Origin of the sequence: Corallincola spongiicola (genome assembly GCF_004284785.1) — a bacterium.
GTDB lineage: Bacteria > Pseudomonadota > Gammaproteobacteria > Enterobacterales > Neiellaceae > Corallincola > Corallincola holothuriorum.
Genome location: NZ_SHLY01000002.1, coordinates 547,243 through 563,081, shown reverse-complemented (window position 1 = coordinate 563,081; position 15,839 = coordinate 547,243). Strand labels below are relative to the sequence as shown.

General features: G+C 51.9%; 13 protein-coding genes. 8 read left to right on the top strand and 5 right to left on the bottom strand.

Annotated features, from left to right (window positions below):
* Positions 1–38 precede the first annotated feature (38 nt).
* Positions 39–1,094: an OmpA family protein gene (locus EXY25_RS08180; RefSeq protein ID WP_165419303.1), complete on the bottom strand. Its 1,056-nt coding sequence runs from the start codon at positions 1,092–1,094 to the stop codon at positions 39–41.
* Between the two features lie 288 nt (positions 1,095–1,382).
* Here EXY25_RS08180 and EXY25_RS08175 point away from each other — a divergent pair, with 288 nt between their 5' ends.
* Positions 1,383–2,420, top strand: coding sequence for an NADP(H)-dependent aldo-keto reductase (locus EXY25_RS08175; protein WP_130566384.1), 1,038 nt, complete (start codon positions 1,383–1,385; stop codon positions 2,418–2,420).
* 30 nt (positions 2,421–2,450) lie between these two features.
* Here EXY25_RS08175 and EXY25_RS08170 read toward each other — a convergent pair whose 3' ends face one another.
* Positions 2,451–3,071 (bottom strand): TetR/AcrR family transcriptional regulator, encoded by a 621-nt coding sequence (locus tag EXY25_RS08170; protein WP_165419302.1) that lies wholly within the window; start codon positions 3,069–3,071, stop codon positions 2,451–2,453.
* A gap of 135 nt (positions 3,072–3,206) precedes the next feature.
* Here EXY25_RS08170 and EXY25_RS08165 point away from each other — a divergent pair, with 135 nt between their 5' ends.
* The 7 genes from EXY25_RS08165 (at position 3,207) to EXY25_RS08135 (ending at position 14,114) form a co-directional block, all read left to right on the top strand.
* Positions 3,207–4,316: an efflux RND transporter periplasmic adaptor subunit gene (locus EXY25_RS08165; RefSeq protein ID WP_130566382.1), complete on the top strand. Its 1,110-nt coding sequence runs from the start codon at positions 3,207–3,209 to the stop codon at positions 4,314–4,316.
* A complete protein-coding gene (locus EXY25_RS08160) occupies positions 4,313–7,402 on the top strand; it encodes an efflux RND transporter permease subunit (protein ID WP_130566381.1) in 3,090 nt (1,029 codons plus the stop codon). Before EXY25_RS08165 ends, EXY25_RS08160 begins: the two co-directional genes overlap by 4 nt.
* A 45-nt stretch (positions 7,403–7,447) precedes the next feature.
* On the top strand, positions 7,448–7,762 hold the full coding sequence (locus tag EXY25_RS08155; protein WP_114337134.1) for a hypothetical protein: 315 nt from the start codon (positions 7,448–7,450) through the stop codon (positions 7,760–7,762).
* A gap of 256 nt (positions 7,763–8,018) precedes the next feature.
* On the top strand, positions 8,019–11,108 hold the full coding sequence (locus EXY25_RS08150) for an amidohydrolase family protein (protein WP_130566380.1): 3,090 nt from the start codon (positions 8,019–8,021) through the stop codon (positions 11,106–11,108).
* A 2-nt stretch (positions 11,109–11,110) separates the two neighbouring features.
* Entirely contained in the window at positions 11,111–12,424 is a 1,314-nt protein-coding gene (locus EXY25_RS08145; RefSeq protein WP_114337132.1) for an amidohydrolase family protein, read from the top strand.
* A 76-nt stretch (positions 12,425–12,500) separates the two neighbouring features.
* Positions 12,501–13,745: a molybdopterin molybdotransferase MoeA gene (gene moeA / locus EXY25_RS08140; RefSeq protein ID WP_130566379.1), complete on the top strand. Its 1,245-nt coding sequence runs from the start codon at positions 12,501–12,503 to the stop codon at positions 13,743–13,745.
* A 57-nt stretch (positions 13,746–13,802) separates the two neighbouring features.
* Positions 13,803–14,114 (top strand): hypothetical protein, encoded by a 312-nt coding sequence (locus tag EXY25_RS08135; RefSeq protein WP_130566378.1) that lies wholly within the window; start codon positions 13,803–13,805, stop codon positions 14,112–14,114.
* Positions 14,115–14,297: 183 nt separating this feature from the next.
* On the opposite strand, the gene EXY25_RS08130 is transcribed toward EXY25_RS08135, so the two are convergent.
* The 3 genes from EXY25_RS08130 to EXY25_RS08120 form a co-directional block, all read right to left on the bottom strand.
* Positions 14,298–14,564, bottom strand: a complete 267-nt coding sequence (locus EXY25_RS08130) for a hypothetical protein (RefSeq protein WP_130566377.1) — start codon at positions 14,562–14,564, stop codon at positions 14,298–14,300.
* 17 nt (positions 14,565–14,581) lie between these two features.
* Positions 14,582–14,971 carry a hypothetical protein gene (locus tag EXY25_RS08125; protein WP_130566376.1) on the bottom strand — a complete coding sequence of 130 codons (390 nt, stop codon included), beginning with the start codon at positions 14,969–14,971 and terminating at the stop codon, positions 14,582–14,584.
* Between the two features lie 97 nt (positions 14,972–15,068).
* Positions 15,069–15,740, bottom strand: a complete 672-nt coding sequence (locus EXY25_RS08120; RefSeq protein WP_130566375.1) for a Rossmann-fold NAD(P)-binding domain-containing protein — start codon at positions 15,738–15,740, stop codon at positions 15,069–15,071.
* Positions 15,741–15,839 lie beyond the last annotated feature (99 nt).

Below are 15,839 nucleotides of genomic sequence, written 5' to 3'. Positions count from 1 at the left end.
ATCAAAGCGGCCCGAAGGCCGCTATCAACGAGCTATGATTATCGCTCGATCTCTTTCTTCTCAACCACTGTAAGCGTAGCCACAATACGACGATTCGCCGCAGCAGCTTCTCTACTATTTTCTGTACTCAGTGGTTTAGTCTCACCGTAACCAACGGTGCTTACGCGCGATGCAGGCACGGAATAGCGCTCAACCAACTCAGTGGCAACCGCTTTGGCACGTTTTTCTGATAACTGCTGATTATAATCCGCGGCACCGGCACTGGACGTGTGACCTTCAATCGTCACGGTCAACTGCGGATACTGATTCATGAATTCAGCCAACTCTTCTATCTCTGGCAGATATTCATCCTTCACATCGGCTTTGTTGTTGTCGAAGTTCACCAGCAATGTTTTGCTGACCACTTCATCTTTATAGAGGGTGCATCCTCTTTCATCAACGGCGTAACTCGCCGGCGTATCAGCACACTGATCATCAGCGTCATAAACGCCATCACCATCGCTGTCTTTAGGTGCAACCACGACTACTGGCTCAGGCTCTGGCTCAGGTGCAACTTCTGGGGCTGCAGTAGGCTCGACCGCTGCCTGTGTCCCGAAGTAGTAAGCCAAGCCAACACCGACGGTAAAGTCAGTAAAGCTCTCATCAATGCCCTGGTGAGCAATCAGTTCTGCCGACATCGCCACGGCATCATTGAAAAAATGACGTCCGCCAATACCTAAATGCACCGCTGTATTGCTGTCATCGAGATCGATATAGTCCAGACCGGTAATGATGTAATGCTTCTTCTCATTGAAGTAAAACAGTGCGTCGGCGGCATACCACATGCCATCATCATCTTTGCCATCTTCTACGTCCATGTCCGCGTATTCAGCTCGCAAACGTAAGCCGATCTCTTCCCAAGGATCCATGCCAAAGGATAACCCACCAAGCAGGCCATCATCATAATCACTACCTTGATACTGACGATCGCCGTCCATCGCGGCATAGCGCAAAGATGCACCAACATTCATTGGCATATTATTCAGCTCTTCCGCAACGACGCTGGTAGCCAGCAGACATCCAGCAACAACGGTTATTCCCTTATGTAAACGCATAGTCATCTCTCATTAAATTTCACATGTTGTTGGAGTACCACTCAAAGCTCCAGTAACCACCTCGCTCTAGTGGCGAGCGTGATAACATTTTGCATCGTTGTTACAACACAATCCAAACAAATTTAATGTTTTTCAGCACGGTATAGCGGTCAACACGCGACTTCGTGTTTTTTTTTGAAAATGCCCATGACACCACGCGCTCATCTGGTAACTTTAAGCAATCACATACTGATCCGATCAGCGAATGGTCACTAAACTGCATAAACAGCAGGTGACGAAGGAGTATCAATGCGATATCACACCTTGGCTCACACCGATCTCAAAGTCTCTAAGATCTGCTTGGGCACCATGACTTTTGGCGAACAAAACAGTGAGCAACAAGCTCACCAACAGTTGGACAAAGCATTGGCGATGGGGGTCAACTTCATCGATACCGCAGAGATGTATCCCGTACCGCCCAAACCAGAAACACAGGGGCGCACCGAATCACATATTGGCAGTTGGTTAAAAGCACGCGGCAACCGTCAGCAGGTGGTATTGGCAACCAAGGTGGCAGGCCCCGGCGGACCTGGTGATTACATCCGTGCCAATCTAAAACTGGACCGCGCCAACATCCGGCAAGCGATAGCCGATAGCTTGCAACGCTTACAAACCGATTATGTCGATCTTTACCAGGTGCACTGGCCAGAGCGTCAAACTAACTTTTTTGGTCAACTTGGCTATGTGCCACAAGCTGACGAAGATGCCACACCGATCCTGGAAACACTGCAGGCCCTTGGCGAACTGGTTGCCGAAGGCAAGGTACGTCATATCGGCATATCCAACGAAACGCCATGGGGTGTGGCACAGTATCTGAAGCTGGCAGAACAACACAATCTACCCAGAACAGTCACTATCCAGAACCCTTACAACCTCCTCAACCGCAGTTTCGAAGTGGGATTAGGTGAATTTGCTCACCGTGAGGGAGTAGAACTACTGGCCTACTCGCCGCTAGCATTTGGGGCATTGTCAGGGAAATATCTGGACGATCACTGGCCAACGGGCGCGAGAATGACGCTGTACAAACGTTTTGCCCGTTATTTTACCGCGAAAGGTATCGAAGCAACTCAGGCCTATGTTGATCTAGCTAAAGCCCATGGACTGGATCCCGCACAGATGGCCTTGGCCTACATCAACAGTCGCCCCTTTGTCGCCAGTAATATTATTGGTGCCACTGACCTTGCGCAGTTGCAAGATAACATCAGCAGCATAGAGTTGGTGTTGTCGGAAGAAGTGCTCACGGGTATTGAGCAGATCCATAGTCAAAATCCAAATCCTTGCCCTTAACCGACCCACCCAGCACTCAGGGATATTGCATTAAGCCTCGTTAACGGAATATCCCTGTATAAACAGGTCGACGCAAGAGGTAAGGTATTGCAGTCGCTCAGCATCGGTTTGTACTGGAGCTAAGCCTAGCTCCACACATATACGATCACGGCTTTGCGCCATCAACAGCAGTTGCACCGCAGCATTCGGCACATGAGCAATCTTCAGAGCCCCCCGCTGGCACATTTTTTCGAGGTAATTGGTCACTTCAGCAATTACCCGCTTCGGTCCTGCCTGAAAAAACAGTTCTCCTAATTGCGGATGAGTCTCCGCTTGCGCCACACAGGTGCGATAAGTTTTTACTGCAGCATCAGACAGAATCAATTCATTGAAGCGGATCGCTACCAGTAACAGGGTTTCCCGCAGATCCCGTTCAACATTAAATGCTACATCGGTAAGTTCATGGGCAATGCATTTCTGACCAACCGCAGCGACAAACAGCTGCTCCTTATTCTCAAAGTGGCTATAAACCGTTTGTTTCGAGACCCCGGCCAACACGGCTATCTTATCCATGCTGGTATTGGCATAACCCAAGTCAGTAAACAGCGAGATGGCTGCATCTAATATTTGTAAGCGTTTCTGCTCACTTTTACTTCGCCCTTTTACTGCCACCTGCTTACCTCTACCTATCGCTATAGAACAAATTTCTAACCACTAAATAACAAATCAAACTATACAGTCTAGTTTAGTTAACTTAAACTGGACTACATAGTCCAGTTTATACTACTTACTGCAGGAACGTTAGTCATGGGTTCGACGCCACCGCTCATCCTTGCTTTATTACTCGCTATTAGCGTGCCGACCTTAAATGGCTGCCTCCCCTCTGTTGCCGATGAAACTGCGACATCTTATCGACATAAAGTGCAAGCTTATCCCATCAAGCTTGCGCCGCACTATCAGGTGCCACGCCAGTTTGTCGGCCTCGTCAGCAACAATCAGGAAGCCCGAGTTGGCTTTGAACTGGCAGGCAAGATTGCCTCAATTGAAGTGAATGAAGGGGATAGAGTGAAAGCGGGCGATCTACTCGCCCAGCTTGATACCCAGCTGTTGGAGATTAATCGCCAAGAACTGCAAGCCCAACTAAACGAGATCGATGCCGAGATGCTGCTGATCGACAGCAACCTGAAACGCGTCGAAGCCTTGGTACCCAAAGGCTATGCTTCAACCCAAAGCTTGGAAGAGTTACATACACAACGCAATGCGCTCGCAGCAAGGCGAACCCGTCTACAGGCCAGCTTATCAGCGAATCAAAGCCGCTTAGACAAAGCGCAACTGCTGGCCCCATTCGATGCCATCGTCAATAAGCGCATGATATCTGAAGGAGAGGTCGTTGCCGCCGGACTCGCCACGTTCGAGCTGTTACAACAGGGCACACTGGAAGTAAAAGTTGGCGTACCGGTCAGGTTGCTGGAACTTCTGGCGCAAAAACAGCCGACGCTGCGCGTAGGCGAACAAACGTTTACTGCCACACTACTGACTCAGGGGGGCCAAGTTGATCCTGTGAGTCGCACAGTGCAACTAAGATACGCACTGCCCGCCGACGCCAGCGTGGTTAATGGTCAACTGGCTTACTTACAGTTAAAAGAAACCATTGAGAAGCAGGGGTGCTGGATCCCACTCACTGCGCTTACTGATGGCATCCGCGGCATGTGGAATGTTTATCTACTGGTCACTGATGACCATCAGGTTTACCGCTTAGAAAAACGCGATGTAGCCGTGCTCTATGCCAATGAAACTCACGCTTTTGTCAGTGGCGCAGTCACTGATCAGGATCTTATCGTCGCCGCAGGCTTGCATCGTCTGGCACCGGATCAAAGCGTGGAACTGGCTGCACAGGTCACGGAGACCGCACAATGATCCGCACATTGGTCGAAAATGGTCGCTTAACGGCATTGGCGATCGTGCTTTTAATCGTTGCGGGACTCGGGGCATTGAATCAACTGCCACGCACCGAAGATCCGCGCATCACTAATCGTCACGCCAGTGTCATTACCCACTACCCAGGTGCCAGTGCGGAACGGGTTGAAGCGCTCATCAGCGAGCCGATGGAAAGCAAACTACGCACCCTGCCAGAAATGGATGAGATCACCAGTGTCTCACGTCCCGGCATCTCCATCGTCAAACTAAAACTTAGGGATGATATCTACCACTCCACTCCTATCTGGAGTCAGGTACGGGACGAGATCGCCGAAGTTTCTTTTTCACTGCCACAAGGCGCCCTCGCGCCACGACTGGATGATGACAAAGGCTATGCGTTCACGACGCTGATCGGGCTGACCTGGAAAGGTGAGGGAGAAACTAACCTCGCCATCGTTCAACGCTACGCCCGTGAACTGCAAGATCAGCTGCGCAACCTCCACGGTACCGATTATGTTGAGCTTTACGGCCAACCTCAGGAAGAGATCCTGGTCGAAATAGACCCCCATGCTGCAGCAGCAATGCAATACTCCGCCGCCGAGGTTGCTCAATTAATTGGTGCGGCTGATGCCAAAATATCCGCCGGCGAGCTAGTCAATAAACATAACAAGCTCCAAGTTGAACTCACCGGCGCCCTTGATTCCCTCGAGCGGATCCGGCAGATCCCGCTACGCAGCGATCAGCGCGGATTTATTTACCATCTCGGCGATCTGGCCGATATCAGCCGTCAACTGCAATCACCCGATGCCCAGCGGGTACTGCTGGCTGGTGAACGTGGTATTGTTGTCGCGGCACGCATGTTGCCAAATGAGCGGGTAGACCTGTGGAGCCAAGATCTACGAGACAAGTTGACTCAATTTAAACAGCAGTTACCCGGCAATATCGAACTCACCATGCTGTTCGAGCAGCAGGAATATACCGACTGGCGTTTAGGGGAGTTACTGCTCAATGTACTGGAAGGGTTTGTCATTATCTCTCTGGTACTGTTTTTAACCCTCGGTTTCCGCGCAGCCATGATCGTGGCAACAGCATTGCCGCTGACGGTCATGTTCACCCTCACCTGCATGAACTACATCGGCCTGCCGATCCATCAAATGTCAGTGACAGGCCTGGTCGTAGCATTGGGGATCATGGTCGACAACGCCATCGTCATGGTCGATGCGATCCAACAGCGACGGCAAAAGGGGATGAGCGCACTCGCGGCGGTCAAGGCATCGGTACAACATTTCTGGCTCCCCCTACTCGGTTCCACGCTCACCACCGTTTTGGCATTTAGTCCCATCGTGATGATGCCCGGTCCCGCTGGCGAATTCGTTGGAGGTATCGCCTACAGCGTGATCTTGTCGCTAATTGGCTCCTACATTATCTCCCACACCTTGGTGGCAGGATTAGCCGGACGCTTTATCCGGGCTGGCGAAGATACTCACCATTGGTGGCAACACGGCTTGGCTTTTCACCGCACCAGCCAGTGGTTTAACCGATCATTGCGCTGGACTCTGCAGCGGCCAGTATTAACCCTGCTGGTGATGACCATACTGCCGTTCAGTGGCTTCTACGCAGCCTCGAAACTGACCGAGCAGTTTTTCCCACCGTCCGACCGCGATATGTTTCAGGTCGAACTTTATCTGCCAGCCCAAGCGAGTATTGACGCTACCACTCGCCTGGCAGAATCCGTTTCAGCAGCCATCGCAGATGAGCAGGATATCAAGAATTTACACTGGTTCATCGGTGAGAATGCCCCCAGCTTTTACTACAACATGGTGCCGCGACAACAAGGTGCGCAAAACTATGCTCAGGCCATGGTTACCACCACGAATATGGATGCCGCTAACCGATTAATCCCGGCATTACAACGCAAACTTGATGATCTATTCCCACAGGCGCAGATCCTGGTGCGCAAGCTGGAGCAGGGGCCGCCATTTAACGCTCCGGTAGAGCTCAGGATCTATGGACCCAACCTCGATACGCTGAAAACTCTGGGTGATCAGGCGCGACGCATCATGCTGGAAACTCCGCAAGTGATCCATGCCCGTGCCACCCTGCAGCCTGGCACGCCGAAAGTTTGGTTAAATGTGGATGAAGATAGCAGTCGCTTAAGCGGCCTAACCTTAACGCAGATCGCCAACCAGCTACAAAACGGCCTGACAGGGGCGGTACGCGGCTCAATATTAGAGACCACAGAATCTGTCCCCGTACGAGTACGTGTCAGTGGTGAGCAGCGTAGTAATCTGCATCGTCTGACCGAGCTGCGCCTTAGCTCACCAGAGCACCCCCATCCCATAGCTTTGACTTCCATCGCCACCGCTTCGTTGAAACCCAGCCGTGGTGCCATCCCCCATCGTAACGGCGAGCGGGTTAATATTATCGAAGGCTATCTCCGTGCAGACATTCTGCCGTCGGAGGTACTGAATGCATTTAAGCAACGTCTGGCAGAGGCCGAACTAGAGCTACCTACAGGCTATCGATTCGAATATGGTGGCGAGTCCGCCAAGCGCAATAAAGCCGTAGGCAACCTGCTCGCTAATGTTGGTTTTCTTGGCATATTACTAGTCACCGTGATCGTCGTGTCGTTCAACTCGTTCCGCATGACCACAGTGATCCTGTTCAGTGCAGTCCAAGCCGCAGGACTCGGATTACTGAGTGTCTTCTTGGGTGGTTACCCGTTTGGTTTTACTGTGATCATCGCACTGCTCGGCTTAATGGGCTTAGCGATCAACGCCGCCATTGTCATTTTGGCGGAGTTCAAAGCGGACCCCCAAGCCCTGGCAGGGGATCTGGATGCTATCCGTCATGCGGTCCAAAGCTGTAGCCGACACATCAGCTCCACCACCATCACCACCGTGGGCGGCTTTATGCCACTGCTGTTAGCTGGTGGAGGCTTCTGGCCACCATTTGCAGTGGCAATAGCCGGTGGCACTGCATTAACGGCACTACTTAGCTTCTACTTCGTACCTTCGGCGTTTGTACTGTTGCGCCGTATCAAACCCTTTTGTAAAAACAGCGAGGCAGCTACGGCCAACGCCTAATTTTTGTTATCCTGCCGAGCAATAATCATGAGATGGGTATAAGTGATGAGCTATGTAGGCCGGATGTGGCGCGGTGAGCTGCCACTGGCAGTGACTTTTTTCGGTTTTCACCTCGGCGGCTGGGCAACCCTGTTCGCCTTGGGGCATCTGTTATCTCGCACTATGCCCGTGGCGGGCTATGTCTGGGCATCCTTCCTGTTGATACCGATCTGGCTGGCGTTCTTTGTCTGGTCGCTCACTGGCTTGTGGCGCGCCGCCGAGCATGTGTCAAAGTGGCCAAAAATGTTTGCCCGAGGCTGGGTCATGGTCGTTGGCCTTACCTTAGTGCAAACCCTTATCCTGCCTATCTTTTTTAAATAGTTTCACGATCAGCGGAGATTATCGCTAGACAAATTTCTCCACAGACTTGCCGACCACCGGCCTGAATGATTAACATGCAGGTCACTAGTTGCGCACAATGTCGCCAAGTCCCTGTCTCAGCAGGCCGTTTCCGGCGATTGACTGACAAAGCATTCAGCCTGTCAGTCATAAGCTCCATTTCGTGCAGTAACAACGAAATTCCAGAGATAGCTCGGCAACAGAGCTAACCACAAAAATTAGCCAGAGAGAAAGCTGAATGTTCCCAGTTTTGCACCACACTCGTAGTATCGCGTGGCTGTTATGCGGGGTACTGTCTGTACCAGCAGTATTCGCCGACCAAACAACTCCGAACCAGGGGTTGCATGAGAACACGCCGACCCTGTTTGCTTTGGTCAACGCCACGGTGGTGACAGAGCCTGGCAAACGGATCCCGAATGCCACCCTGATACTAGAAGATGGGCGTATTCAACGGGTGATCGAAGATGGTGATGTGCCACCAGGCGCAACCATCATCGATCTTAAAGGCCATTTTATCTATCCGGGATTTATTGACCTCTATACCCAATATGGCGTTGAACCCTATTCAGGCAATGGCCATCACGATGAAGAGCCTATCTACGATGCCCACCGTAAAGGAGGTAATGCCAGCAACGATGCCATCCATAGCCAGATTAGCTGGATAGACAGGTTCGAACCCAATCCAGACAACGCACAAAGTTGGATCCAAGATGGCTTTACTGCCGTTCAGAGCGCCCGTTTTGACGGCATTCTGCAAGGTCGAGGCATGTTGATCAGTTTGGCTGATGGTTTACCCAATGACCTGGTTTATCGGGCACAAGCTCAGTACTTTGGCAGTTTTGATAAAGGAACATCAGAGCAGGCTTACCCCACCTCCTTGATGGGCAGCATCTCACTGATCCGCCAAACCCTGACCGATGCGCAGTGGTATACCGCTGCGCATAAACAACAAGGCGCAACCAACCTAGCGATAGAGTACAACGCAGCGCTGGCAGGACTGAGCGAGATCGCAGAGCGTGGCATCGTGTTTAAAACCACCGATGACCTGATGTTATTGCGCGCCGCCGGCCTGTTTAATGAGTTCGACGTGCCGCTCACCGCTTTAGGCAGTCATTACGAATACGGCCGCCTAAGAGAGATTAAAGCCAGCGGCGTCAATATAGTGCTCCCTCTTAACTTTCCTGATGCTCCGACAGTAGATAGCCTGGATGATGCCGCCGATGTGACATTGGCGAAGTTACGCCATTGGGAGCGCGCTCCTGGTAACCCCGCCGCGCTCGCCAACGCCAAGATCCCATTTGCACTCACCCGTGAAGGTAGCAATGGCAGCTTTTGGCAGAACTTAAAACAGGCGATGGCTCACGGCCTGAAAGCCGATGACGCGCTTGCCGCACTGACGCTGGTGCCAGCACAGCTGGCAGGCGTCAGCGATCAGTTGGGTCGTATAGCTCCCGGTTACCGAGCAGATTTAGTCATCACATCAGGGGATCTATTTGCTGGCGGCGAAATTCGCCAAGTTTGGTTGCAAGGGCAACAGCAACTCTTGGATCCGACTACACCACAACTACTCGCCGGTCAGTACCGCCTTGAGATTGATGGTAAACCGCTCACCCTGAGTTTTGAGTATAGCGATGGCAACCTGCACGGCGAACTGCTGCATGAACAAACCACATTGGCAATCAGTTCACTGAACCTGTTCAGCGATCGCTTACGCTTTAGTGCCGAACTAGAACAGATTGGCTTTCCCGGTGTTAGTCGTTTTGCCTTAGAACGCCATAAAGAAAAGTTGCTCGGCCAGATGATTGACGGGAGCGGCAAGCCCCATGCCCTGCTAGCGATCGCCAGCGGCGGCAAACAGAAAACAGCCGTCAAACCAACGATTAACGAAGCCAACTATATTGGGCAACTCACCTACCCTAACCGTGCTTTTGGTCTGACACAGGTACCGAGCGTAGAAAAGGTACACATCAAAAATGCCACGATCTGGACCTCGACTGATAAGGGCAATCTTCAGAACAGCGATCTGCTATTCGCCAACGGTGAAATTGAAGAGATCGGCCAAGATCTCGATACACCCAGCGGCTACCTGGTTATTGATGCCCAAGGTAAACACCTAACCGCAGGCATTATTGATGCACACAGTCACTTAGCGATCAGCCACGGCGTCAACGAAGCTTCTGATGCCGTCACCTCCGAAGTGCGGATCGGTGATGTGCTCGATCCAGAAGATCCCAACATCTACCGTGCATTGGCTGGCGGCGTCACCTCTGCTCACCTGTTGCACGGCTCTGCTAACCCCATCGGCGGTCAAGCACAAATGATCCAGCTACGTTGGGGAGCAACGGCCGAGGCACTAAAATTCAAAGGAGCACCCGCCAGCATCAAATTTGCTCTGGGCGAAAACGTCAAGCAATCAGGTTGGGGGGATCGCTTTGATATTCGCTATCCACAAAGCCGATTAGGGGTAGAAGCGATTATTCGTGACTACTTCCAGGCCGCAAAAGAGTATGAAGCCAAACATAAAGCGTATAACGATTTAGGACGTCGAGCGAAGCGCGATACCCTGCCTCCGCGTACCGACTACCGAATGGAAGCACTGGTAGAGATCCTCAATAGTGAACGCTTTATTCATCCTCACTCGTATGTCGCCTCCGAGATGCTTGCACTACTGCAGGTCGCCGATGATTTTGGCTTTACCGTACAAACCTTTACCCACGCCTTAGAAGGCTACAAAGTGGCTGACAGTCTAGCCAAACATGGCGCCACAGCCTCCACGTTTGCCGATTGGTGGGCCTACAAATTTGAGGTTTACGATGCGATCCCGCAAAACGCCTGCTTGATGCAGCAACGCGGCGTCAATGTCAGCATTAATTCCGACAGTGAAGACCTGATCCGTCGCCTGAATCAAGAAGCGGCGAAATCGATGATGTATTGCGATATGAAGCCAGAACAGGCTTGGCAGTTAGTCACCCTTAATCCAGCCATACAGCTGAAAATCGATGACCAAGTCGGCAGCTTAGAAGAGGGTAAACAGGCAGATATCGTCCTTTGGAACCACAACCCAATGTCCAGCTATGCCCGTGCCGAAGTGACCTGGGTAGCCGGTCAGCGCTACTTTGATCGCCAACGGGATAAAGTCATGCGCCAACAACAAGCCAAAGAGAAGCAATTGCTGATTCAAAAAATATTGGCAGGCGACAATGGCCATGCTGAAGATGACAGCGACACCGCGGGTGCCAGCTACAAAATCGATCAACCAAGCTGGCACTGTGACACCCAGCATGACATCTGGAAACAGACCCATCAGCATCACGTAGGAGGGCACTAATCATGAAGATGACAACGAAAGCCATTACCCTGATAGCCCTGTTATGCAGCCTCCTGCCCTGGTCTGCATCCAGCCATACCCAGTTACCGGGAGTTCAGCAGCAACAATCACTGTTGATCCAAGATGGCAATATCCATACAGGGGATGGCGAAGTACTCAAAGCCTACGACCTGCTGATTGAAGGCGGCATGATCACAGCGCTGGAGCCACAGATCCCAGCCCCCACAGGTGCTAAAGTGATTAACGCCAACGGCCAATCTATCTACCCCACATTAATCGCCCTGGATACCACCCTCGGCCTGCTTGAGATCGACGCAGTACGCGCTAGCGACGATATCGCCGAGGTGGGAAGTATCAACCCCAATGTCACCGGCTATGTGGCGTTTAATGCTGATTCCGAGCTAAATACCACTACCCGCAGTAACGGCATAGGCTATGCCCAGGTCGTACCTCAGCGTGGTTTACTCAGTGGCGGCTCCAGCTTAATGCAGCTCGATGGCTGGGATAATTTAGACGCATTAGTCATAGACCGAGTCGGTATCCACTTACGCTGGCCCACCATTAAGATCCGTGACCAAGCCCGTTCGTCACAATCGCCAGAAGAGCAGCGGGAAAAATATCAGGAAAAATTAGCGCAGCTACAAACGGCCTTTGACCAAGCGCGCCGCTACTTTAAGAGCTTCCGCGTTGATCAAGTGCAAGCCGTTGACCAGCGCTGGCAAGCGATGACCCAAATCCTCAACGGGGCGCAGCCACTGTTTATCCATGCCGATGACGCACGAGACATCGCACAGGCAATCGCTTTCGCCCAGCGTGAAAAGGTGCGCATGGTGCTCGTCGGTGGCGCAGAAGCGGATCAAGTTGCCGTACAACTGCTGCGCTTTAATATTCCGGTGATCTACACCCACAGCGTTGGTCAGCCATTTAAAGAAGACGCCAGCTACGACAGCGCGTATGGCGGCCCGGCGCGGCTACAATCTCTTGGCATCAAGTACGCCATTGCTTACCACAACGAAGGCAACTGGGACGTGCGTAACCTGCCTTTTGCTGCGGGTCAGGCGGTGGCTTATGGCTTAACCCCAGAGCAAGCACTGCAAGCGGTGACCCTGTCCGCAGCAGAGATACTAGGCGTCGACGATAAACTTGGTTCGCTGCGTCCCGGTAAGCAGGCCAGCCTGATTATCGCCCCCGGCGATATTCTTGATTACAGCGGCCACCCCATTACCACCATGTTGATTGATGGCCGTGAAGTGGATCTGAATAACCGGCAGACCCAGCTGTACAACAAATACAAGCAGCGCCCGGCGACGCATTAATCTGCGCCGGGTGCTCCAACCGTTTAAGCGGGCTTAGCAGCCCGCGTTACGCCAGTTAGCCAGAAAGGAACAAGTCATGGGATGTTGTGACGCGCCGGGCTTAATGCCCGTGGAACAAGCACTGACAGAGATGGCTGCGAATGTTACCAATGTCAGTGAAACCGAGTTCTGCGAACTGGCGCAAGCCTTTGATCGCATACTTGCCGAAGCCGTCGCCTCCCCTCTGGATATTCCACCATTCGACAACTCTGCTATGGACGGTTACGCCTTTCGTTTTGCCGACTGGTCAGCGGATACCCCCATGCCAGTCGTGGGTACCGCTCTTGCTGGCCAACCCTTTGCCGGCGACATTCCCGCTGGCGGCTGTGTGCGGATCATGACGGGTGCACTGCTGCCCGCCGGACTTGACACTGTGGTGATGCAGGAGAACGCCGAACTCACCGAAACAGGCGATAGTAAGTACGCCCGCTTTGCCAAGGTCAAAGCCAATAGCAATGTCCGTTACCGCGGTGAAGATGTCAGCACCGGCGATACCGTCATGACGCCGAGCTGTCGCCTGTCACCCAGACACATAGGCCAACTCGCCTGCCTCGGCATTGCGCAAGTAAAGGTCTACCGCAAACTCAAAGTGGCCATCTTCTCGACCGGCGATGAGCTAAAACAGCCTGGCGAAATCCTCGGCAAAGGCGAGATTTACGATTCGAACCGCATCGCCGTCAAAGCCATGCTGCAACGCTTGCCTGTCGACATACTCGACTTAGGCGTGGTACCCGATGACGAAGCCAAGCTGCGCAGTGTATTTCAACAAGCAGATAGCGAAGCTGACGTGGTCATTTCCAGCGGTGGCGTCTCAGTTGGTGACGCCGACTACACCAAACTGTTACTAGAACAACTGGGGCAGGTTGGCTTTTGGAAACTGGCCATCAAACCAGGCAAACCTTTTGCCTTTGGTACCCTGCCAAATAGTCGGTTTTTCGGTTTACCAGGAAATCCCGTCTCTGCCGTGGTCACCTGTGATCAACTGGTGATACCCACGCTACAGAAAATGATGGGCTGGCAGGCAGAGCCCGCTATCCAATACCCCGCAAAACTGACCTCTGGCCTGCGCAAGCGCCCCGGTCGCAAGGATTATCAGCGCGGCGAAGCGACCCTTGATAGCGATACCGGCCAATGGCAAGTAGTTACCACTGGCGCCCAAGGCTCAGCTATCTTTAGCTCCATGGTCTCAGCCAACGGCTATGTCCCTTTGCCTGCTGCGAGCGGCAATCAGGCTGAAGGGGATGAAGTGTGGTTTGAACCATTCGCGGAGTGGTTGCGCTAGGAAAGAACGCTCTCCTGCCAAGAACACTATTCATCCACAATCTATCGGGCAAAACTTATGGAAGAGTTAGTCGTCGCCATCGGCGCATTTATGCTTGAGCTGTGTATCTTCAGCATCATGGCCGTCAGGCGGCCATTTCAATTCCTGATATCTGGTCATTACCGACAGCAAATGAAAAACAAATGGGCAGGTCGTTCTCGTATCCGGCTTTACTTGCATCTGTTTAGTGGTGTGTTGCTGCTAACCGCACTGCTTATTGCTGCCGGTTGGTGGTTATACACAGCAGCGCCTCAGCCCAGCACAACGGATAAACTCCAACAGATAGTGACCGAAACCCTCATTGAAACAATTAAAGTCCCGCACCAATAACTCACCGCATCATATCCAGGAAAATGCGTTGGTCATGACGAAGCCATGAACATGGGCGAGATGAACGCCCCACACGTTGAAAAACAGAGGGGCCAGCAGGTCAATGACAGCATGGGGGTAGTCATTGATATAGATACGGCAATAGCTTCAAGTAACAGATAAACATAACCGATACGGGCCAGCTCAACACTTTCTCGCAGTTTTCTCGCTCAGCTGAAAAGAAACCATCAGAGATTGGATCACGTCGTCATCCCCTTCGATCTCCCATTCAAACCAGTTACTCCATTCAAAATGCAGCGTTTGCTGACCTTTTTTTAAGGTATAGCTATCAAAATCGATACCTTTATCAAAAGCCAACCGATTGTACTGCTTAGCGATTTTCCAACCCGCTTTACGCAGTCCGGCCAGAATTTCGTTGCCCCGTTCGGTCTCGATATTTTCTATTTTCACGTTAATGGATTCCGACCTTATGGATTAACGTCACTTGGTATTCTGGTCTCATTCAAGTAGTAACTTCTACCCAAGATTAGAAATGGAATAGCCAGATATAACGATACATAAGTTAAGATCTGATATACCCAGTCAAAAGAGGTCACCTGATAAACGGCTGCAACCTCCGAAAAGCGATACAGGGAGTATGACGGTATCGCAAGCAAATAGACCAAGCGCACATAGAACGTCATCGCAACCCTGTAGCCAGTCCAAACGACCACAGCAAAAGCCACACCGATATGAACAGCCCAAGTAGTGGACAAAGGCTCACCCGCTAGCATTGATTGTGCAATCAGAAACAGATAAAGCAGCAGATGCACAACACCAAGAACTGAAACCACTTTTAGCGCATTTGAACAACCCATAAACATCCCTATTTTTATGCTTTAATCTATCAGCAGACCACATTCTGAGGATCAATAACTCTGATCCCGTTGATACTCTACCAGCCATTCAGTTATCTCAACAACCAGCTAGCATATCCGCCGTCCTAAACCGCTTTACGCCGCTAAAGTCTGGCTGCAGTACCTGCTGCGTCATGCTGGCGGCGACTTGCTTACCGGCTACGGGCGCAAACGGTGAGCGAATACCGCCACTGAGTTTTGCCGCCAGTGCCAATAGAGGCGTACCGAGCTTCTCTGACCAGCGCAGGGCGGGTCGACCAGTTAGTGGGCCAGGTTGAAAGATCCCTAAACGATCGAAATTTAGTGCGACAAGCGCTTGTTCTGCTTCGCCTTTACAACGTAAGTAGGGCGAAAGAGATTTAGCCGAGGCCAGCGTTGACGACACCAGCAGGCAGTTTTTTATGCCGGCTTCACGAGCGAGTGTCGCTGCTTTGACGGTGTAACCCAGATCCACCTGCTGATAGCTGCCAGCATGGCCACTATGAGTCCCCAAGCAGAGTAGCAACCAGTCGATACTCGACAGCTTTTTATCCGCGTTAAATAAGTTGGCCGGGATCTGGTTGAAATCGATCACTGGCCGCTGCAGAGGATTATCCTCGGTCAAATTTAGATCGTGACTAAGTTTTTGTCTTTGCGGGCAAATAAGTGCTGTTATACGGCTATCGGCCAGCAGGTTAGCCGCCAGCTGGCCACCAATAAAGCCGCTGGCTCCAAATAGCAAAATACGCACTAAACTCTCCCTTAAGATAAGCTTTTTCCGACCAATCAAGTTGTTGGCGCCCGTAACCTCTATGCTAGTCTCTGTAGAGGTGAGCCACCAGCCGCGACA

Excerpts from the sequence above, each read along its gene's own strand:
- EXY25_RS08125 (WP_130566376.1), bottom strand. The coding sequence starts at position 14,971 with ATGGGTTGTTCAAATGCGCTAAAAGTGGTTTCAGTTCTTGGTGTTGTG.
- EXY25_RS08145 (WP_114337132.1), top strand. The coding sequence starts at position 11,111 with ATGAAGATGACAACGAAAGCCATTACCCTGATAGCCCTGTTATGCAGC.
- EXY25_RS08180 (WP_165419303.1), bottom strand. The coding sequence starts at position 1,094 with ATGCGTTTACATAAGGGAATAACCGTTGTTGCTGGATGTCTGCTGGCT.
- moeA (WP_130566379.1), top strand. The coding sequence starts at position 12,501 with ATGGGATGTTGTGACGCGCCGGGCTTAATGCCCGTGGAACAAGCACTG.
- EXY25_RS08155 (WP_114337134.1), top strand. The coding sequence starts at position 7,448 with ATGAGCTATGTAGGCCGGATGTGGCGCGGTGAGCTGCCACTGGCAGTG.
- EXY25_RS08135 (WP_130566378.1), top strand. The coding sequence starts at position 13,803 with ATGGAAGAGTTAGTCGTCGCCATCGGCGCATTTATGCTTGAGCTGTGT.
- EXY25_RS08175 (WP_130566384.1), top strand. The coding sequence starts at position 1,383 with ATGCGATATCACACCTTGGCTCACACCGATCTCAAAGTCTCTAAGATC.
- EXY25_RS08165 (WP_130566382.1), top strand. The coding sequence starts at position 3,207 with ATGGGTTCGACGCCACCGCTCATCCTTGCTTTATTACTCGCTATTAGC.
- EXY25_RS08150 (WP_130566380.1), top strand. The coding sequence starts at position 8,019 with ATGTTCCCAGTTTTGCACCACACTCGTAGTATCGCGTGGCTGTTATGC.
- EXY25_RS08160 (WP_130566381.1), top strand. The coding sequence starts at position 4,313 with ATGATCCGCACATTGGTCGAAAATGGTCGCTTAACGGCATTGGCGATC.